This is a genomic window from Curtobacterium sp. AB451 (genome assembly GCF_050585845.1).
GTDB lineage: Bacteria > Actinomycetota > Actinomycetes > Actinomycetales > Microbacteriaceae > Curtobacterium.
Genome location: NZ_JBOBQG010000003.1, coordinates 423,572 through 442,680 on the forward strand (window position 1 = coordinate 423,572; position 19,109 = coordinate 442,680).

The following is a 19,109-nucleotide window of genomic DNA, read 5'->3' on the forward strand; positions in this document are numbered from 1 at the left end:
CTCAGGCCCCCGGGACCACCCCGGTGTCGCGGGCGAGGAGGTCGTCGATCGACTCGCCACGCACGAGGATACGGGGTTCGCCGTCGGCCACCGCCACGACCGGCGGGCGTCCGACGTGGTTGTAGTTGCTCGCCAGGCTCCAGCAGTACGCACCGGTGGCGGCCACGGCGAGGAGGTCCCCGCGGTGCACGTCGCCGGGCAGGTACTCGTCGTTCACGACGATGTCGCCGGACTCGCAGTGCTTCCCGACCACCCGGGTGAGGACCGCGGGGGCGTCGGACGTCCGGGCGAGCCGGGCCGTGTAGTCGGCGCCGTAGAGCGCAGGTCGGGCGTTGTCGCTCATGCCGCCGTCGACCGACACGTACGTCCGGGTGGCGGGCGCGTGGTCGTCGTCCGCGAGGGTCACCGGCTTGATCGTGCCGACGCGGTAGAGCGTGATCCCCGCGGGCCCGACGATGTACCGGCCGGGCTCGACCGCGATCTCGGGGACCGGGATGTCCCGCTCCGCGCAGGCCTCGGCGACGATGGTCGCGAGCGCGTCGGCGACGTCCTCCGGCTCGAACGCCGAGTCGGACTCGGTGTAGTCGATGCCCCAGCCGCCGCCGAGGTTGAGCTCCGGCACCGGACCGGTCGCCACGAGCGTGGCGTGCACGTCCATCAGGCGCCGCGCGGCCTCGCGGAAGCCGGACTCGTCGAAGATCTGCGAGCCGATGTGCGAGTGCAGGCCGACGAAGGCGAGCGACGGCTCGGCGCGGACGGCCTCGGCGGCGGTCACGGCCTCGGTCAGGGGGATGCCGAACTTCTGGTCCTCGCGCGCCGTCGCCAGGTACTCGTGCGTCGACGCGTGCACCCCGCTGTTGATCCGGATGCGCACGCGCTGCACGACCCCGGCGTCGGCCGCGGCACGGGCGACGCGCTGCACTTCCTCGTGGCTGTCGAGGACGATGGTGCCGACGCCGACCTCGACCGCGCGGGCGATCTCGGCGTCCGACTTGTCGTTGCCGTGGAATCCGAGGAGCGCCGGGTCGACTCCCCCGGCCAGTGCGACCGCGAGCTCGCCGCCGGTGCACACGTCGACGCGCAGGTCGGCAGCGACCATCCACGCAGCGACCTGGGTCGTCAGGAAGGCCTTGCCGGCGTAGTAGACGTGCGCCCGGGTGCCGATGCGCTCGAACGCCTCGGTGAAGGCGTTCCGCACCCGCACGGCCCGCGACTGCACGTCGCGCTCGTCGACCACGTAGAGCGGCGTGCCGAACTCCGCGACGAGGTCCGACGCCGTGACGCCGCCGACGACGAGCTCGCCGTCGTCGGTCCGGGTCGCGGAGGCGGGCCAGATCCGCGCGGTCAGCGCGGAGGGGTCCGTCGGGAACCGCAGGTGCTGCGGGGCAAGGGGGTTCTCGCTCACGGGACCCGATCCTACCGAGCCGAGCCGCGCCTCCTGGCCGTGTGACGCCGGACGGCGCTCAACCGCACGAACCGACCGTCTGCAGCCCCGCCTCGTTGAGCGGCAGCGAGTCCGCCGTGACGCGCACGGTCGCCTCGGACGCCGTGACGTCGAGCGACCGCACACGGAGCTGCGACGGCAGGAACCGGGCGGTGCAGACCTCGACGGGGACGTTCGTGACCCCCGGGATCGAGTCGACCTTGAGGCCGAGCGACGAGTTCGTGATGCGCACCGTCTTCGGGGTGATCGTGATGCCCTTGCCGTCGTCCTGCGCGGCGACGTCGCCCTTGGCGGCGTAGGTGATGTCGTAACCGAGCACCGCGGTCGTGCCGGAGAGCTCGACACCGCCGTCGACCAGGCTGAGCCGGTCGAAGAGCGGGCTGTACTTCGCCAGGTCCTTCACCGACGACGCCGCCAGGCGGACGTTGCCGTCGACGTCGCGGACGGCACCCTTGCCGTCCACGGGCACGTCGTGCGCCGTGACGTCGGCCGCGAGCGGGATGCCGTCGATCGTGAGCTTCTCGGAGGAGATCTCCACTTCGTCGAGCCGGCCGCCGAGCAGCTGCGGGATGACGATGCCCGTCGCGTGCGCCTGGACCTCGCCGGTGGCGCCGGACGGCAGCGACTGCTCGACCTGCTGCGCGATGATGCGGTCGACGACTCCGCGGAGGACGAACTCGGCGACCACGAGCAGCGCGGCGAGCACGACCACGACGACGACGAGCACGACCGGCCAGCGACGGCGCTTCCGGGGGGTGACGGTGGCGGCGGACATGCGTCCCACCTTGCCAGGTGGCCCCGGCAGCGAGCCTGGAGGCGCGGCGTGCGCCCGGCGCGGCGGTGCGGCGGTGCGGCGGTGCGGCCCGGCGCGGCGGTGCGGTGCGGTGCGGTGGTGCGGTGCGGTGCGGCGTCGAACCACGAATCCGACATCGAACCAGGCCGCGAGGCCGGTTCGATGTCGGATCCGTGGTTCGGAAGGGGCGACCCTACATGCGCTCGGGAGCCGTCACGCCGAGCAGGCCCAGGCCGTTGCGGACGACCTGGCCGGTGGCGTCGTTCAGCCACAGGCGCGTGCGGTGCAGGTCGGTCACGGCTTCGTCCCCGAGCGGGGTGACCCGGCAGGCGTCGTACCAGCGGTGGTAGAGGCCGGCGAGCTGCTCGATGTAGCGCGCGATGCGGTGCGGCTCGCGCAGCTCGGCCGCCTGGCGCACCACGCGCGGGTACTCCGCCAGGGCGCCGAGCAGGGCCCCCTCGGTGTCGTGCGTCAGGAGCGAGGCGTCGAAGGCCGACCGGTCCACCCCGGCGTTCGCGGCGTTGCGGGCGACCGACTGCGTGCGGGCGTGGGCGTACTGGACGTAGAAGACCGGGTTGTCGTTCGTGCGCTTCGTGAGCAGGTCGAGGTCGATGTCGATCGACGTGTCACTGGCGAACCGCACGAGGGCGTACCGACCGGCGTCCACACCGACGGCGTCGACGAGGTCCTCCATCGTGACGATCGTGCCGTTGCGCTTCGACATGCGCATCGGCTCGCCGTCCTTAAGCAGGTTCACCATCTGCCCGATCAGGATCTCGAGGTTCTTGCCCGGCTCGTCACCGAACGCCGCGCACATCGCCATCATCCGGCCGACGTAGCCGTGGTGGTCGGCGCCGAGCATGATGAGGTTCCGCTCGAACCCGCGCTCGCGCTTGTCGAGGTAGTACGCCAGGTCGCCGGCGATGTACGCGGGCTCCCCGTCGGACTTGATGACCACGCGGTCGCGGTCGTCGCCGAAGTCGGTCGTGCGGAGCCACTCGGCACCCTCGGCCTCGTACATGACGCCCGAGGCCCGCAGTCGGTCGATGGCGCGCTCGACGGCCTTCGACTCGTGCAGGGCGTTCTCGTGGAAGTACACGTCGAAGTCGACGCCGAAGTCGTGCAGCGACGACTTGATGTCCGCGAACATGAAGTCGACGCCCTCGCGCCGGAAGAGCTCCTGCGCCTCGTCGCGCGGCAGGTCCTTGACGTCGACCGACGGGTCGAGCGTCGCGATCACGCGCGCCGCGATCTCGGCGATGTAGGCGCCGCCGTACCCGTCCTCGGGCGTCGGCTCGCCGAGGGCGCTCGCGACGAGGGACCGCGCGAAGCGGTCGATCTGCGCGCCGTGGTCGTTGAAGTAGTACTCACGGGTGACGAGGCCGCCCTGCGCCTGGAACACCCGCGCGAGGCTGTCGCCCACCGCCGCCCAGCGCACGCCGCCCATGTGGATCGGGCCGGTCGGGTTCGCGGACACGAACTCGAGGTTGATGCGGACGCCGTCGTACAGGTCGCCGTGCCCGAAGGACTCGCCGCCCTCGACGATGGTGCGCGCGATCTCGCCGGCGGCCGCGGCCTCGAGCGTGATGTTGATGAACCCCGGTCCGGCGACGTCGACCGAGGCCACACCGTCGAGCTCGGTCAGCTCGCCGGCGATCTCGGTCGCCAGCTCGCGCGGGTTCGTCCCGAGCCGCTTCGCGAGCTGCATCGCCGCGTTCGAGGCCCAGTCGCCGTGCGCGCGGTTCTTCGGACGTTCGAGGGCCGCGTGCGACTCCTCGACGGTCACGGTGTCGGACGCGCCTCGTCGCTCGACGATCCCGGTCAGGATCGACAGGTACGCGGCGGAGAGTTCGGCAGGAGTCACGAGGGTCGAGTCTACCGGGACGCACAGGTCCTCCCCGGTCGATGCACCATCATGTCGGGATGACCACCCGCAGCCGCGTCCGGGCGATCAGCGTCGCCCTCCTCACCGTGTCCGCGTCCGTCGTCCTCGTCGGCTGCTCCGGCGGCGGCTCGGGCGGCGCCACGCCGAGCGCGACCGCGGGTCCGATCGGCGAGCGGGTCGCGCAGACGTGCGCCGAGCTCCTGCCCGCCGAGTCCCTCGCCGTGTACGGGAAGACCTTCACCCTCGACGACGACTTCACGCCGGAGAAGGGCACACCGGCCGCCCGGATCGCCGAGCAGCGGGGGCGCGTGTGCCACTGGAGCGCGACCGACGACGCCGCGACGACCATCACGCTCGCCGTCGCCGACCTGCCTGAGAAGTCGCTCACGAACCTCAAGGACGCGCTCTACGAACGGGGCGGGTCCGTGCCGACGTACCGGGTCGAGGGGTACTTCTCGCTCACCGACGGCGTCGGCCGTGCGGACGCCTTCGCCGACCCGTACTGGATCACCGCGACCTCGACGCTCTTCACCGAGCCCGGCGGTGCGCAGCCCGTCGTCGACGCGGTGCGGGGCGTCCTGCAGCCGACCACGTCCGCAACCCCGGCCGGCTGACCACCTGCCGCGTCCGCGTCCGCGTCGGCCTCGGGGGCCCCGGCGGGATCGGGCGTACCGGCCGTGAACGGGCGTGCCTGTCGTAAACGGGCGTGCCTGTCGTAAACGGGCGTGCCTGCCGGGAACGGGCGTACCTGCCGGGAACGGGCATACCGGGTGGAGATAGGCGTACCTGGCAGAGACGGGCGTACAAGGCGGAGACGGGCGTACCTGGCAGAGACGGGCGCACCCGCCGGGAACGGGCGTACCTGGTCCATTCTTTCGACCGGGTACGCCCGTTCCCACCTCCCATCGCGCGCGTTCTGGGAAGGACCGATCGCGACACGCGTGGTCTCGGGCAGCCGTGCGGACCTGCTACGGTTGATCTCACCCAGGGCCCCCATAGCTCAGGGGATAGAGCACTGCCCTCCGGAGGCAGGGGCGGAGGTTCGAATCCTCCTGGGGGCACAGTCACAGTCACATTCCCGCGGAAGCAGACGACTTCGCTCCGCTCAGGCGGCTGCCCGCGATGCCGGCTTCGCCGACCTTCCCTCCGGGGCCGGTCGGGGCGGGGCCCGCGATGCCGGCTTCGCCGACCTTCCCTCCGGGAGCGGCTGGGGCACGGGCGTCGGGGCGGGGCCGCCGCGGCGCGCGCGTGCTCGGGTAGCGTCGGGCACATGACGATGGTGTTCCCGGAACCTGACGTTGCTCCGCTCCGAGGCGGCCCGACACTCCGGTGGGGCGTGATCGGCCCCGGCACCATCGCGAACGACTTCACCGCCACGCTCCACGCCGCGTCCGACCACCGCGTCGTCGCCGTGGGCTCCCGCTCCCCCGAGCGCGCCGCCGCCTTCGCCCGCCGCCACGGTGTCCCCGAGGTGCACGGCTCGTACGAGGCGCTCGTCGCCGACCCCGCCGTCGACGTCGTCTACGTCGCCTCGCCGCACCCGCAGCACCTCGGCCACGCCCTGCTCGCGATCGCCGCCGGCAAGCACGTCCTCGTCGAGAAGCCGATGACCACCTCCGAGGCGGACACCCGGACCCTCGCCGACGCCGCCCGCCGCGCCGGGGTGTTCGCGATGGAGGCGATGTGGACCCGGTACCTGCCGGGCACCACGGTCGTCGCGAGGCTGCTCGCCGACGGCGTCCTCGGCGACGTCCACCTCGTGTCCGTCGACGTCGGGTGGCCGCACGAGCCCGACCCCGCCGACCGCATGTTCGACCCGGCCGCCGGCGGCGGCGCCCTCCTCGACGCCGGTGTCTACGGACACTGGTTCGCACGCTTCGCCACCGGCGCCCCGGTGACCCGGCGCACGACCGGTGCGGTCTCGGGACGCGGGGTGGACCTCCAGTCGGTCACCGTGTCGACGGCCGCCGGCGGCGCGCAGACGGTCGTGACCACGACGATGACGGCGTGGACGCCGGGACTCGCGGTCATCGCGGGCAGCACCGCCACCGTGCGCTACACGGACCACTTCGTGTTCCCGGCGTCGTTCGCGCTGCACCACGGCGCCGAGGCGGTGCACTGGGCGGACACCAGCGGCCTGCGGGGCCGGCAGGGCCTCGTCTGGCAGGCCGCGGCGCTGGCGGGCTTCGTCGCCGAGGGGCGCACCGAGTCGCCGCTGCACTCCCTCGACGACTCGATCGGGCTCGCCGCGACGCTCGACGCGGCACGGGCGTCGCTCGGTCCGGCGCGAGCGATGCCCGCTGCACCCGCGTCGCTGGATCCGGCGCGAGCGATGCCCGACGCACCGGCGTCGCTCGGTCCGGCGCGAGCGATGCCCGACGCACCGGCGTCGCTCGGTCCGGGCACAGCCGCCCCGGGAGTTTCCGGACGCGACACCTCCACCCCCTAGGATCACGGGCCGGTCGACCCCGCACGCGACCGGGAAGAGGACTCGATGACCGCAGCCACCGGGAACCCGCAGCACGAACTCGCCCGCGGCGACCGTGCACCGGCACCACGGACGTTGCTCGACGTCCTCACCGCGACCGCCGCCGAGCACCCCGACGCCACCGCGCTCGAGGACCCGGCCGGCACCCTCGACTACGCGACGCTCGTCCGGCGGGTGCACGAGCAGGCCGACGAGCTCGGCCGACGCGGGGTCCGACGGGGTGACCGGGTCGGCGTGCGGATTCCCTCCGGTGGACGCGACCTGTACGTGTCGATCCTCGCGGTGCTCGCCGCCGGCGCCGCGTACGTGCCCGTCGACGCCGACGATCCCGAGGAACGCGCGACCCTGGTGTTCGGCGAGGCCGACGTCGTGGGCGTCATCGGAGCCGGCGGCGTCCTGCGCGACCGCGACGGCGGCGAACTGCCCGTGACGGACCCCGCGGCGAGCGCCGCACTCACCCACGAGGACGACGATGCGTGGATCATCTTCACGTCCGGGTCCACGGGTGTGCCGAAGGGCGTGGCGGTCACCCACCGCAGCGCTGCGGCGTTCGTGGACGCCGAGGCGCGGATGTTCCTGCAGGCGGCGCCGATCGGTCCGGGCGACCGGGTGCTGGCGGGGCTGAGCGTGGCGTTCGACGCGTCGTGCGAGGAGATGTGGCTGGCGTGGGGGCACGGTGCGTGCCTGGTGCCGGCGCCCCGGTCACTGGTGCGGACGGGGGTGGACCTCGGTCCGTGGCTGATCGCGCACGGGATCACGGTGGTGTCGACGGTGCCGACGCTCGCGGCGCTGTGGCCGGACGACGCGCTGGAGCAGGTGCGGCTGGTGATCTTCGGGGGTGAGGCGTGTCCGCCGGAGCTCGCGGCGCGGATCGCGAGCCGCCACCGGGAGGTCTGGAACACGTACGGGCCGACCGAGGCGACGGTGGTGGCGTGCGGGTCGTTGCTGGACGGGAGCACGCCGGTGCGGATCGGGTTGCCGCTCGACGGCTGGGACCTGGCGGTGGTGGACGCGGCGGGGGCCCGGGTCGCGCCCGGCGAGGTCGGGGAGCTCGTGATCGGCGGTGTCGGGTTGGGGCGGTACCTGGACCCGGCGAAGGACGCCGAGAAGTACGCGCCGTTCCCGGAGCTCGGGTGGGAGCGGGCGTACCGCAGCGGTGACCTGGTGCGGTACGAGCCCGAGGGGCTGGTGTTCCAGGGCCGTGCGGACGACCAGGTGAAGCTCGGTGGTCGTCGGATCGAGCTGGGCGAGATCGATGCGGCGTTGCAGGCGCTCCCGGACGTGGCCGGTGGTGCCGCGGTGGTGCAGCGGACGCCGGCGGGCAACCAGGTGCTGGTCGGGTACGTGGCGCCGGCGGCGGGTGTCCCGGTGGACGTGGCGGCGGCGAACGCGCGGTTGCGGGGGGAGCTCCCGGCGGCGCTGGTCCCCCTGCTGGCGGTGGTGGACTCGTTGCCGACGCGGACCTCGGGCAAGGTGGACCGGGCTGCGCTCCCGTGGCCGTTGCCGGGGTCGTCGGACGCGGCGCTGCTGCCGGACACGGTGGCGTGGATCGCCGAGCGGTGGTCGGCGATCCTGGGGGTGCCGGTGGGGAGCGTCGACGACGACTTCTTCGCGCACGGCGGCGGGTCCCTGACGGCGGCGCAGCTGGTGTCGGCGATCCGTGAGCGCTTCCCGACGACGACGGTGGCGGACGTGTACGACCACCCGAGGATCGGGGCGTTGGCGGATGCGCTGGACGATTCGGGTCCTGTGGTCTCCGTCCCGCGTGACGTCCGACCGGTCCCTCCAGTGACGGGGTTCGCGATGACGCTGCTGGGGGTGCCGCTGCAGGTGCTCCGCGGGCTGCGGGTGCTGACGTGGACGGCGTTGGTCGCGGCGGTGCTGCACGCGACGACCCTGCCGTTCGTCCCGGTGGTGCCGTGGCCGGTGCTCGTCGTGGCCCTGGTGCTGTTCGTGACGCCGGCGGGGAAGATGGCCGTGACGGTCGTCCTGGTCCGGCTGGTGCTCGCGGGGGTCCGACCGGGTGACCATCCCCGGGGTGGTCAGGTGCACGTGCGGGTGTGGTTGGCGGAGCGGATCGCCGAGGCGGTGGACGGCCCGTCGACCGCGGGTGCGCCGTGGATCAGTTACTACGCGCGGGCGCTGGGTGCGTCGATCGGTCGGGACGTCGACCTGCACGCGTTGCCGCCGGTCACCGGCATGTTGACGATCGGCAAGCGTGCGTCGGTGGAGCCGGAGGTGGACCTGGCCGGGCACTGGGTCGACGGAGACGTGTTCCGGCTGGGCCGGGTCCGGATCGACGCGGACGCGGTGGTGCACAGCCGGACGACGCTGCTGCCGGGTGCGCACGTCGGGGTGGGTGCCGAGGTCGAGGCGGGGTCCGCGGTCGCGGACCGGGTGCCGGACGGGGAACGGTGGGCGGGGTCGCCGGCGGAGCGCGTCGGGTCGGCTCGGCACGACCGGGAGGCGCGGCCGCCGTCGCGACGCCGGTGGCTGCTGGCGTACGGGGCCGGGTCCCTGGCCGTGGCCGGGTTGCCGGTGGTCGGTGCGGCCGCGGGGGTGGTGCTGGTGTGGCTGCTCGTCGGTCGCGCGGACTCGCTCGGGGACGCCGTGCTGCGCGCGCTGGCGTGGGTGCCGCTCGGGACCGTGGTCGCGGGTGTCGTGTACGCGGGCCTGGTGGTGGCCGCGGTGCGGTTGCTCGGCATCGGTCTGCACGAGGGTCGGCACCCGGTCCGTTCCCGGATCGGGTGGCAGGTGTGGACGACCGAACGGATCCTCGACGGCGCGCGGACGCTGCTGTTCCCGGTGTACGCGTCGCTCGTGACCCCGCTGTGGCTCCGACTGCTCGGGGCCCGGGTGGGGCGGAACACCGAGATCTCGACGGTCCTGCTCATCCCGGCGCTCACGCAGATCGCGTCCGGGGCGTTCCTCGCCGACGACACGATGGTGGCGACGTACGAGCTCGGTGGTGGTCGGGTGCGGATCGGCCGGTCGAAGGTGGGGCGTCGGGCGTTCCTCGGCAACAGCGGGATGACGGGTGCCGGTCGGTCGGTGCCTCGCGAGGCGCTGGTGGCGGTGCTGTCCGCCGTCCCGAAGAAGGCGAAGCGCGGATCGTCGTGGCTCGGCTCTCCCCCGGTGCGGCTCCGGCGCGCCACGGCGGAGTTCGACGAGGAGCGCACGTTCCGGCCGCCGCGGTCCCTCAAGGTCGCGCGCGGCTGCTGGGAACTCCTGCGTCTGGTCGCCCCGATGGTGTCCGCGGGGATCGCGCTCGGGGTCGTCGGCACGCTCCTCGCGCTCTGGACGGCCGTGGGCATCGGGTGGACGGTGCTGCTCGCCGGGCCGGTGCTCATCGTCGCCGGTGCCGTCGCGGCGGTGGTGTCGACGATCGCGAAGTGGTCCTTCGTCGGCCGGATCGCCGCCCGCGAGCACCCGCTGTGGTCGTCGTTCGTGTGGCGGAACGAGGTGCAGGACACGTTCGTCGAGACGGTGGCGCGTCCGTGGTTCGCCGAGCAGGCCACGGGGACGCCGGCCCTCGCGGCGTGGCTCCGCAGTCTCGGAGCGACGATCGGCCGCGGCACCTGGATCGAGACGTACTGGTTGCCGGAGGCCGACCTCGTGACGATCGGGTCCGGTGCCGCCGTCGCGCGGGGCACGGTCGTGCAGACGCACCTGTTCCACGACCGGGTGATGCAGCTCGACGAGGTCCGCCTCGACCCGGGCGCGACGCTCGGTCCGCACAGCGTGGTGCTGCCGGCGGCGGGCATCGGGGCGGGGGCGACCGTGGGGCCGGCCTCGCTCGTGATGCGCGGGGAGCAGGTGCCCGGTGGGACGCACTGGTCGGGGAACCCGATCGCTCCGTGGACATCGGCGCCGCGGGTGCCGGCGCGGTCGTCCGTCGAGCACGTCGCCGTGGCAGACTCGACGGCACCGTGAAGCCCGCCTCGACGAACCCAGACGCCGACCCGTACACCCCGCACAGCGGCGACCGACGGTGGAGCGCCCACCACTACGAGCTCCGACTGGAGTACCGCGTCGCGACGAACCGCCTCGACGCCACCGCGACGATCACCGGCCGTGCGCACGAGGACCTCGACCGCATCGTCCTCGACCTGCACGGCATGACGGTCGACCGGGTGGACGTCGACGGCAAACGGGCGAAGAAGTACTCGACCGCGACGCACAAGCTCACCGTGACCCCGGCCGAGCCCGTCGCCGCCGGCACGGAGTTCACCGTCCACGTGCGGTACCGCGGCACACCGCACCCGCTCCGCAGCCCGTGGGGCCAGATCGGTTGGGAGGAGCTGACCGACGGCGTCATCGTCGCCGCGCAGCCGACCGGTGCCCCGTCGTGGTTCCCGTGCAACGACCGCCCGGACGACAAGGCCACCTACCGGTTCGAGATCACCGCCGAGGCCGCCTACGACGTCGTCGCGAACGGGGAGCTGCTCGGCAAGGAGCGCGCCCGCGCCGGCACGACGTGGACGTACGCCACGACCGAGCCGATGGCGACGTACCTCGCGACCGTGCAGATCGGGCGGTACCGCACGACGAGGCTCCGCAGCTCGGACACCTCCGTCACGCTGCACCACCCCGCCGACCTCGCCACTGCCGCGAAGACCGACTTCGGACGGGTGCCGGACATGCTCGCGCTGTACGCCGACCGGTTCGGGCCGTACCCGTTCGCGTCGTACGGCGTCGTGGTGACCGACGACGAGCTCGAGATCCCGCTCGAGGCGCACGGCCTGGCGGTCTTCGGCCGGAACCACGTCGACGGCGAGCACGGCACCGACCGCTTGATCGCGCACGAGCTCGCGCACCAGTGGTTCGGCAACTCCGTCACGGTCACCCGCTGGCAGGACATCTGGCTGCACGAGGGCTTCGCCTGCTACGCCGAGTGGCTCTGGTCGGAGCACCGCGGCGGCGCGACGGCGGACACCCTGGCGTCGACGTACCGTGACGGGCTCCTCGAGCAGCCCGAGGACCTCGTCGTGGCCGACCCGGGCCCGAAGGACATGTTCGACGACCGGGTCTACAAGCGCGGGGCGCTGGCCCTGCACGCCGTGCGGCGATCGGTCGGCGACGACGCCTTCTTCGCCGGGCTCCGGACGATCACCGAGCGACACCGGCACGGCTCGGTCACCCCGGCGGACGTGCACGCCGCGTTCGCCGACGCGGCCGGGACCGACGTCGACGCGGTCCGGCGGGTCACCGCCCCCTGGATCGAGGAGCCGTCCGTCCCCGCGCTGTAGGACACCGCCGGCGACATCGCGTGCGTCAGCTCGCGGTCTCGACCAGGTCCGGAGCGCCGCCGACGTCGGCCGTCCCCGGGGTACGGTTCACCTCGGCCCACACCGCGTCGAGGGACAGCCCGACGACCCCGGCGACGGACGCGATCGTCGAGAACGCCGGCGTCGCGATGCGGCCGGTCTCGATCTTCCGCAGCGTCTCCGGCGAGATCCCGGCCCGCAGCGCGGTCTCGAGCATCGAGCGCTCCCCGCGTGCACGGCGGAGCAGGGCTCCGAGCCGCCGACCACGGGCGACCTCGTCGGGGCTGAGCGGGAGACGGACCATCCCCCTACTCTAATACCGGCCAGAGAGTACCGGTATGATCATCCCGTGATCGAGATCCTCACCCCGGCCGAGGTCGACCGTGCCCGCGCCACCGGAGCCCTCGTCGGCACGATCCTGCAGACCCTGCGCGACCGCACGCGCGTGGGCACGAACCTGCTCGAGATCGACCGGTGGACAAAGGCGATGATCGAGGACGCCGGCGCCCGGTCCTGCTACGTCGACTACGCCCCGTCGTTCGGCCGCGGGCCGTTCGGCCACCACGTCTGCACCGCGGTCAACGACGCCGTCCTGCACGGGCTCCCCCACGACCGGGCGCTCGAGGACGGCGACCTGCTGACGCTCGACCTGGCCGTGTCGCTCGACGGCATCGCGGCCGACGCGGCGATCAGCTTCGTCGTGGGCACCGCGGACCCCGCCGACCTCGCCCTGATCGACGCGACGGAACGCGCCCTCGCGGCAGCGATCGCGATCGCCGGCCCCGGAGTGCGGACGGGCGACCTGTCGCACGCCATCGGCACGGTGCTCGAAGGCGCCGGCTACCCGGTCAACGTCGAGTTCGGCGGCCACGGCATCGGCTCGACGATGCACCAGGACCCGCACGTGTCGAACACCGGGCGACCCGGGCGCGGCTACACCCTCCGCCCGGGGCTGCTCCTCGCCCTCGAGCCGTGGGTGATGGCGGACACCGACGTGCTCGTGACCGACCCGGACGGCTGGACGCTCCGCAGCGCCACCGGGGCCCGCACCGCGCACACCGAGCACACGGTGGCGATCACCGAGGACGGCGCCGAGGTCCTCACCCGCGCACGCTGACCGGGGATCCGCCCGCCGCGACGGCGAGCACGAGGTCCTCGCCGGGGAACACGACCGTGACCGACTGCTCGGCGCCGTCGAGCGTCGCCGCACCCCGGACGAGGTCGACCTCGACACGCGACGGATCGACCCGGAGTCCGCGGCCGTCGCGCTTGAGGACCGCCTCCTTCACCGCCCAGCAGGCAGCCCGCGCGGTGGCGTCGCCGGACCGCGCGAGCTCCCCGGGCGTGAACGCGTCGAGCGGGGCTGCCGCGACCCGCGACACGCGCTCGAGGTCGACGCCGATCCCCGGTGGTCCGACAGCCAGCGCGACGAGGCCGGTGGTCCGCGCGAGGCTCACGCCGACGGCGGAGCCGTCGACCTCGGCCCAGGGACGGCCGTGGTCCGTCGCGGCGCAGTGCGGGCAGACGCGCCCCGCGCGCGCGGCCGCGACGTCGACACCCGTTGCCGACGCGACGGCGGCGAGCAGCGCCTCCCGGTCGGCAGCACGGTGCGGACCGGACGCACGGAGCGTCACGACGACCGACTGGAGGAGCGGCAGACCCACGCAGGTGAGCCTACGTGGGTGGTTCAGGCGTGGGTGAGCGCGATGAGCGCGACGTTCATGGTGCTGTAGAGGCCCTCGGACCGCGTCGCCTGTCGCACGCGTCCGCGGAGCACCTCGTACCGGCCGTCGTGCTCCCGCACGAAGCCGATGACCCCGCTCGCGGGGGTCGACACGCGGTGGTAGCCGTCCTCGAGTGGGACGACCTCGGTGCTGGTTGTTCGCTCCATCGCAGTTCCCCTGTCTCGTTCGTCGTCGAACGCTCCACGAGCATACCCCGGCTCGGGGTACAACACTTCCACAGACCAGACGTTCCACGAGGGTTCGCCCGGAGTCTGTCCGAGGGCTGCGCCGCGTGGATAGACTCCGGGCAACAGCGCTCCGGGGCGCGGTTCCGGGGCTGCTCGGACGGCGACCACGGCGACGGACGGAGGACGGATGCGAGCGGTCCAGGGCGGATCGGCCACGGGCAGGACGAGGACCGACAGGGGGACGCCGGGACGGATCGGACGCATCGCCGCAGCGCTCCTGGCAGGGTTCCTCGTGCTCGCGCCGGCAGCCACGGCACACGCGACCGCACCGGTCGACCTGGGTGGCGCGTACGTGCTCGACGAGGCCGACGTGCTCAGCTCTTCACAGCAGTCGCAGGTCGAGGACGCCGTCCAGAAGCTCTACGCGGACACGAAGACCCAGCTCTACGTCGTGTTCGTGCCGGAGTTCACCGACCCCTCCGACCACACCGCGTGGGGCACCGCGACGCTGTCCGCGAACCAGATCGACTCGGACGGGATCCTGCTGTCCGTCGCCGTGGACGAGCGGAACTACGACGTCCAGCAGACCAACGAGACGAGCATCTCGGAGTCCGACGTCGAGAGCGCGGTGGACGACGACCTGGTGCCGGCCCTGAAGCAGAGCGACTGGTCGGGTGCGGCCGTGGCGTTCGCGAACGGCCTCGCCGCGACACAGGCGCCGCCGGACCTCACCTGGCTGTGGATCCTCCTCGCCGTGGTGGTCGTCGCGGGTGTCGTCACGGTCCTCGTCATCCGGACGCGCAACAAGCGCCGCACCGCCGCCGCGACGAAGGCGCAGGAAGCCTCGCTCGCCGACCTCGAACGCACCGCCGGCGGCGCACTCGTGACGATCGACGACGAGCTGCGCACCGCCGAACAAGAGGTCGGGTTCGCGACCGCCCAGTTCGGCGCCGACGCCGCGAAGCCCTTCGCCGACGCCGTCGCCCAGGCGCAGCGCGCGGTCCGCACAGCCTTCACGTTCCAGCAGCAGCTCGACGACGAGGTGCCGGACACCCCGCAGCAGCGCGCCGACTGGGCGAACCAGATCATCGCGATCTGCGAGCAGGCGCACGCCTCGATCGAGGAACAGACCGAGGCGTTCGACCGGCTCCGCTCGCTCGAGGACGGCGTCGAGGACGCCGCCGCGCAGCTGGCGCAGGACGTCGCCACTGCCCCGGCATCGGTGCAGCAGGCCGGCGCGGCGCTCGACCGCGTCCGCCGGGCGTACACCGGCCGGACCCTCGCGACCGTGTCCGACAGCGTCGACCAGGCGCAGCAGGTCCTCGCGTACGCGACCAAACGCTCCGAGGCCGCCACCGCCGCAATCGCCGCGGGCGACAAGGGCGAGGCCGTCGTCGCCGTCCGGGACGCCCAGCACGCCCTCGCGCAGGTGCAGCAACTGACCCAGAGCGCGAGCGCGGCCGAGTCCACCTTCGCCGAGGCCACCGCACGCGCCGAGGCCATGCGGGTCGACATCGAGGGCGACGTCGCAGCGGCTCGGACGCTCACGGCCGGTGGGCCGGAACTCGCTGCCGCGGTCACCCGTGCCGAGACCGTGCTGCGGCAGGGCCTCGACCCGAAGGACCCGATCGCCGCGGTCGACGCACTCACCAAGGCGAACACCGACATCGACCAGGCCATCGCCGCCGCACGCGGAGCCGAGGAACAGCAGCGCCGTGCCGCGCGTGCCCTCGACGACGCCCTCCGCGACGCGCGCAACCGGATCAGCCAGGCGCGCGAGTTCATCTCGCTGCACCGCGGCGCCGTCGGGACGACCGCACGCACCCGGCTGTCCGAGGCGCAACGCGCGCTCGACGACGCGGTCGACCTCGCGACGACCGATCCCGGACAGGCACTCCAGGCGGCACGCGCGGCCGAGCAGTACGCGGCAGCGGCGATGGACGCCGCGAACGACGACATGGGCGGCTGGGGCGGTGGCGGCGGCTTCGGCGGTGGCGGCGGCAACGGCGCCCAGCTCGGCGGGCTGGTCACCGGCATCGTGCTCGGCGGACTCCTCGGCGGTCGCGGTGGCAGCTACGGCGGCGGTTCGTTCGGGGGCGGGGGCTTCGGCGGCGGGGGCGGCTTCGGGGGCGGCGGCGGCTTCGGCGGTGGCGGGGGCGGCGGAGGCGGCGGGGGCTTCTCCGGCGGCGGTCGCTTCTAGCGCGGACACCCACAGACCAACAGCACCACACCAGTCATTCCAGGAAAGGGAACAGCAATGGCAAAGCAGACGATCTTCGGTCGCATCTCGACCCTCGTCCGGGCGAACATCAACCAGCTCATCGACAACGCCGAGGATCCGCAGAAGATGCTCGACCAGCTCGTACGGGACTACACGAACAACATCGCCGACGCCAAGACGGCGATCGCGCAGACGATCGGCAACGTCCGACTGCTCGAGCAGGACCACGAAGAGGACAAGAAGGCCGCGGTCGAGTGGGGGCAGAAGGCCGCCAACGCCTCCACCGCGGCCGACAAGTACCGCGCCGAGGGCAAGACGGCCGAGGCGGACAAGTTCGACAACCTCGCCAAGATCGCGATCGGCAAGCAGATCGCCGCCGAGCAGGAGGTCAAGGACGCCGAGCCGAACCTCGCCTCGCAGAACGAGGCGGTGGAGAAGCTCAAGGCCGGGCTCGCCGGCATGGAGCAGAAGCTCGAGGAGCTCCGCTCGAAGCGCGACAACCTCGTCGCACGCTCGAAGACGGCCGAGGCGCAGTCCAAGGTCAACGACGCGCTCGGGAACATCGACGTCCTCGACCCGACGAGCGACCTCGGTCGCTTCGAGGAGAAGGTCCGCCGCGAAGAGGCGAAGGTCCTCGGCCAGCAGGAGCTGCAGTCGTCGAGCCTCGACGCCCAGTTCGAGAGCCTCGAGGACGTGGGCAAGGACGCCGAGGTCGAAGCGCGCCTCGCCGCCCTGAAGTCCGGCGGTTCGTCGAGCCTCTGACACACCGTTCGGAACGACGCCGGACCGCGCCTGACAGACTGGCACGATGCACTTCCTCGTGGTCGGTCAGTGGCAGGGTTCGGCGTCGTCCCGTGCGATGCGCCTCGGGGACGGTGCCGCCGCGATCGCGGCCGACCTCCCCCGCGCATCCACCACCGTGGTCGACGTCCCCGCCGGAGCCGGCGACCGGCTCGAGACCGCCGTCGCCCGGTACACCTCGGTGCTCGCGGTCGCGGAGCGGGTGGCCGAGGAGACCACCGTCGCGAGCGAACCGGTCCTCGTCGTCGGCGGTGACGGTGCGAGCGTCCTCGGCGCGACGGTCGGCCTCGGCGCCGACACCGCCTTCGTGCGCATCGCGGGGTCGAGCGGGTTCCGCGCCCTGAACCGCGCCCAGCCGCTCGCCGCCGAGACCGCGGTGCTCCGGATCCTGGTCGACCGTCCGGACGACCTCTTCCCCGCGCTGCCCACCCTCGCACCGACGTCCGTCGTCGTCGCCGGGGTCCGCGGTGTCGAGGACGCCGAGACGAACGCCCTCGACCGCGCCGGCATCGTGCACCTCGACGTCGACGCCGCCACGCCGGACGCGATCGCGGCGGCGGTCGCCGCAACCGGCGCCGGGGCGGTCTTCGTGCACGTCGACCTCGACGTTCTCGACCCGTCCGAGGTCGACGGACTGCTCGAACCCGTGCCGTTCGGCCTCGACGGCGCCGGGCTCGTCGAGCGGATCCAGGCCGCCACGCGCGGGCGACGACTCGCGGGCGCGGCACTCACCGGGTTCGCGCCGGTGGACCCCGACCGCGCGGTCGACGACCTCGGCGTGATCCTCCGTGCGTTAGGCGCGCTGACGAGCGCTTCCCGGACGGCCTGACGGACGCCACCGGGGCACACGTCGCTCGGCGTGACCCATGCCGTCGCGCGTACGCTCGGCCGTATGACGGACTACGACCTCATCGTGATCGGCGCCGGCGCAGTCGGCGAGAACGTGGCGGACTACGCCAAGAAGCGCGGCCTGAGCGTCGCCGTGGTGGAGGCCGAGCTCGTCGGCGGTGAGTGCTCCTACTGGGCGTGCATGCCCTCGAAGGCGCTCCTGCGGAGCGGGCACGCCCTGGCTGCGGCGAAGCGACTCGACGGTGCCAAGCAGGCGGTCACGGGCGACCTCGACGCCGCGCACGTGCTCGCCCGACGGAACTCGTTCACCTCGGACTGGAAGGACGACGGCCAGGTCTCGTGGCTCGAGTCCGCGGGCATCGACCTGATCCGCGGCCACGCCCGGATCACCGGCGAGAAGACGCTCGAGGTCGACGGCACGACCTACACGGCAGCGGCGGCCATCGCGCTCGTGACGGGCTCGCTGCACGCGCTCCCCGACGTGCCGGGTCTCGCCGACGCGAAGCCGTGGGGCACGCGCGAGGGCACCAGCGCGAAGGAGGTCCCGGAGAGCCTGCTCGTCATCGGCGGCGGTGTCGCCGGCTCCGAGCTCGCGACCGCGTGGGCCTCCCTCGGGTCGAAGGTCACCCTCGTCGCCCGGCACGGACTGCTCGGCGGGATGGAGCCGTTCGCCGGTGAGCTCGTCACCGACGCCATGCGCGAGCTCGGCGTCGACGTCCGCACCGGTGTGAACCCCACGCGTGTCGACCGCGACGAGCACGGACTCGTGACGACCACGCTCGACGACGGGACGACGGTCGTCACGAGCGAAGTGCTCGCCGCGACCGGTCGTTCGGCCCACACGAAGGACCTCGGGCTGGAGACCGTGGGCCTCACCCCCGGTGACTGGCTGCAGGTCGACGACACCATGCTCGTGCAGGGCACCGACTGGCTGTACGCCGTCGGCGACGCCAACCACCGGGCACTCCTCACCCACCAGGGCAAGTACCAGGCCCGCGCCGCCGGCGAGGCGATCGCCGCCCGGCACCAGGGCACCCCGCTGCACACCGAGCCGTGGGGCGCACACGTCGCCACCGCCGACCACGCGGCGGTCCCCCAGGTGACCTTCACCGACCCCGAGGTCGCGAGCGTCGGCCTGACCGAGGCGAAGGCCCGCGAACAGGGCCTGAACGTCCGGGCGGTCGAGTACGAGCTCGGCAACGTGGCGGGCGCCTCGCTGCAGGCCGACGGGTACACCGGGCGCGCGAAGATGGTCGTCGACGAGGACCGTGGCGTCGTGGTCGGTGTGACCTTCGTCGGACAGGACGTCGCCGAGATGCTCCACGCCGCGACGATCGCCGTCGTGGGCGAGGTCCCGGTCGACCGCCTGTGGCACGCCGTCCCCGCCTACCCGACCATGAACGAGATCTGGCTGCGGCTGCTCGAGACCTACGGCCGCCCGGAGTAGCG

At 73.2% G+C, this 19,109-nt stretch carries 15 protein-coding genes and 1 tRNA gene; 10 read left to right on the forward strand and 6 right to left on the reverse strand.

Translation table 11 applies throughout. The features are described 5' to 3' along the window. Position 1: 1 nt before the first annotated feature. From lysA to argS, 3 genes are all read right to left on the reverse strand, one after another. Complete coding sequence (gene lysA, locus ACQXVK_RS08960) at positions 2 to 1,405, reverse strand: diaminopimelate decarboxylase (protein ID WP_430853318.1); 1,404 nt, start codon at positions 1,403 to 1,405, stop codon at positions 2 to 4. 58 nt (positions 1,406 to 1,463) lie between these two features. After that, on the reverse strand, positions 1,464 to 2,219 hold the full coding sequence (locus ACQXVK_RS08965; RefSeq protein WP_022908077.1) for an LmeA family phospholipid-binding protein: 756 nt from the start codon (positions 2,217 to 2,219) through the stop codon (positions 1,464 to 1,466). Positions 2,220 to 2,430: 211 nt separating this feature from the next. Beyond that, complete coding sequence (gene argS, locus ACQXVK_RS08970) at positions 2,431 to 4,101, reverse strand: arginine--tRNA ligase (RefSeq protein WP_022908076.1); 1,671 nt, start codon at positions 4,099 to 4,101, stop codon at positions 2,431 to 2,433. 59 nt (positions 4,102 to 4,160) lie between these two features. On the opposite strand from argS, the gene ACQXVK_RS08975 reads away from it, so the two are divergent. From ACQXVK_RS08975 to ACQXVK_RS08995, 5 genes are all read left to right on the forward strand, one after another. Beyond that, positions 4,161 to 4,736: a hypothetical protein gene (locus ACQXVK_RS08975; RefSeq protein ID WP_430853319.1), complete on the forward strand. Its 576-nt coding sequence runs from the start codon at positions 4,161 to 4,163 to the stop codon at positions 4,734 to 4,736. A 375-nt stretch (positions 4,737 to 5,111) separates the two neighbouring features. Then, positions 5,112 to 5,183: transfer RNA gene (locus ACQXVK_RS08980), tRNA-Arg, on the forward strand. Positions 5,184 to 5,392: 209 nt separating this feature from the next. Further along, positions 5,393 to 6,571, forward strand: coding sequence for a Gfo/Idh/MocA family protein (locus ACQXVK_RS08985; protein WP_430853320.1), 1,179 nt, complete (start codon positions 5,393 to 5,395; stop codon positions 6,569 to 6,571). A gap of 45 nt (positions 6,572 to 6,616) precedes the next feature. Further along, positions 6,617 to 10,543, forward strand: coding sequence for a Pls/PosA family non-ribosomal peptide synthetase (locus tag ACQXVK_RS08990; RefSeq protein WP_430853321.1), 3,927 nt, complete (start codon positions 6,617 to 6,619; stop codon positions 10,541 to 10,543). Continuing rightward, positions 10,540 to 11,859 (forward strand): M1 family metallopeptidase, encoded by a 1,320-nt coding sequence (locus tag ACQXVK_RS08995; RefSeq protein ID WP_430853322.1) that lies wholly within the window; start codon positions 10,540 to 10,542, stop codon positions 11,857 to 11,859. Before ACQXVK_RS08990 ends, ACQXVK_RS08995 begins: the two co-directional genes overlap by 4 nt. A gap of 25 nt (positions 11,860 to 11,884) precedes the next feature. Here ACQXVK_RS08995 and ACQXVK_RS09000 read toward each other — a convergent pair whose 3' ends face one another. After that, a complete protein-coding gene (locus ACQXVK_RS09000; RefSeq protein WP_430853323.1) occupies positions 11,885 to 12,181 on the reverse strand; it encodes a helix-turn-helix domain-containing protein in 297 nt (98 codons plus the stop codon). A 45-nt stretch (positions 12,182 to 12,226) separates the two neighbouring features. On the opposite strand from ACQXVK_RS09000, the gene map reads away from it, so the two are divergent. Next, on the forward strand, positions 12,227 to 12,994 hold the full coding sequence (gene map, locus ACQXVK_RS09005; protein WP_430853324.1) for a type I methionyl aminopeptidase: 768 nt from the start codon (positions 12,227 to 12,229) through the stop codon (positions 12,992 to 12,994). Here map and ACQXVK_RS09010 read toward each other — a convergent pair. Beyond that, the gene (locus tag ACQXVK_RS09010; protein ID WP_430853325.1) at positions 12,978 to 13,541 is read right to left on the reverse strand and encodes a 4'-phosphopantetheinyl transferase family protein; all 564 of its coding nucleotides are present in this window, start codon (positions 13,539 to 13,541) and stop codon (positions 12,978 to 12,980) included. The two genes, map and ACQXVK_RS09010, sit on opposite strands and share 17 nt — an antisense overlap. A 23-nt stretch (positions 13,542 to 13,564) precedes the next feature. Then, positions 13,565 to 13,768 carry a hypothetical protein gene (locus tag ACQXVK_RS09015; RefSeq protein WP_022905704.1) on the reverse strand — a complete coding sequence of 68 codons (204 nt, stop codon included), beginning with the start codon at positions 13,766 to 13,768 and terminating at the stop codon, positions 13,565 to 13,567. Between the two features lie 208 nt (positions 13,769 to 13,976). On the opposite strand from ACQXVK_RS09015, the gene ACQXVK_RS09020 reads away from it, so the two are divergent. The 4 genes from ACQXVK_RS09020 (at position 13,977) to ACQXVK_RS09035 (ending at position 19,107) form a co-directional block, all read left to right on the forward strand. Further along, on the forward strand, positions 13,977 to 15,989 hold the full coding sequence (locus ACQXVK_RS09020) for a TPM domain-containing protein (RefSeq protein ID WP_430853326.1): 2,013 nt from the start codon (positions 13,977 to 13,979) through the stop codon (positions 15,987 to 15,989). A gap of 57 nt (positions 15,990 to 16,046) precedes the next feature. Next, positions 16,047 to 16,772 carry a PspA/IM30 family protein gene (locus ACQXVK_RS09025; RefSeq protein WP_402263368.1) on the forward strand — a complete coding sequence of 242 codons (726 nt, stop codon included), beginning with the start codon at positions 16,047 to 16,049 and terminating at the stop codon, positions 16,770 to 16,772. A 46-nt stretch (positions 16,773 to 16,818) separates the two neighbouring features. Then, positions 16,819 to 17,640, forward strand: a complete 822-nt coding sequence (locus ACQXVK_RS09030; RefSeq protein ID WP_430853327.1) for an arginase family protein — start codon at positions 16,819 to 16,821, stop codon at positions 17,638 to 17,640. 63 nt (positions 17,641 to 17,703) lie between these two features. Continuing rightward, complete coding sequence (locus tag ACQXVK_RS09035; protein ID WP_430853328.1) at positions 17,704 to 19,107, forward strand: dihydrolipoyl dehydrogenase family protein; 1,404 nt, start codon at positions 17,704 to 17,706, stop codon at positions 19,105 to 19,107. Positions 19,108 to 19,109 lie beyond the last annotated feature (2 nt).

Bases quoted from the DNA above. Each gene is read 5' to 3' on its own strand.
- ACQXVK_RS09030 (WP_430853327.1), top strand. From the start codon at position 16,819: ATGCACTTCCTCGTGGTCGGTCAGTGGCAGGGTTCGGCGTCGTCCCGT.
- ACQXVK_RS08975 (WP_430853319.1), top strand. From the start codon at position 4,161: ATGACCACCCGCAGCCGCGTCCGGGCGATCAGCGTCGCCCTCCTCACC.
- ACQXVK_RS08990 (WP_430853321.1), top strand. From the start codon at position 6,617: ATGACCGCAGCCACCGGGAACCCGCAGCACGAACTCGCCCGCGGCGAC.
- ACQXVK_RS09025 (WP_402263368.1), top strand. From the start codon at position 16,047: ATGGCAAAGCAGACGATCTTCGGTCGCATCTCGACCCTCGTCCGGGCG.
- ACQXVK_RS08965 (WP_022908077.1), bottom strand. From the start codon at position 2,219: ATGTCCGCCGCCACCGTCACCCCCCGGAAGCGCCGTCGCTGGCCGGTC.
- ACQXVK_RS09020 (WP_430853326.1), top strand. From the start codon at position 13,977: ATGCGAGCGGTCCAGGGCGGATCGGCCACGGGCAGGACGAGGACCGAC.
- ACQXVK_RS09015 (WP_022905704.1), bottom strand. From the start codon at position 13,768: ATGGAGCGAACAACCAGCACCGAGGTCGTCCCACTCGAGGACGGCTAC.
- ACQXVK_RS09035 (WP_430853328.1), top strand. From the start codon at position 17,704: ATGACGGACTACGACCTCATCGTGATCGGCGCCGGCGCAGTCGGCGAG.
- ACQXVK_RS08985 (WP_430853320.1), top strand. From the start codon at position 5,393: ATGACGATGGTGTTCCCGGAACCTGACGTTGCTCCGCTCCGAGGCGGC.
- ACQXVK_RS09000 (WP_430853323.1), bottom strand. From the start codon at position 12,181: ATGGTCCGTCTCCCGCTCAGCCCCGACGAGGTCGCCCGTGGTCGGCGG.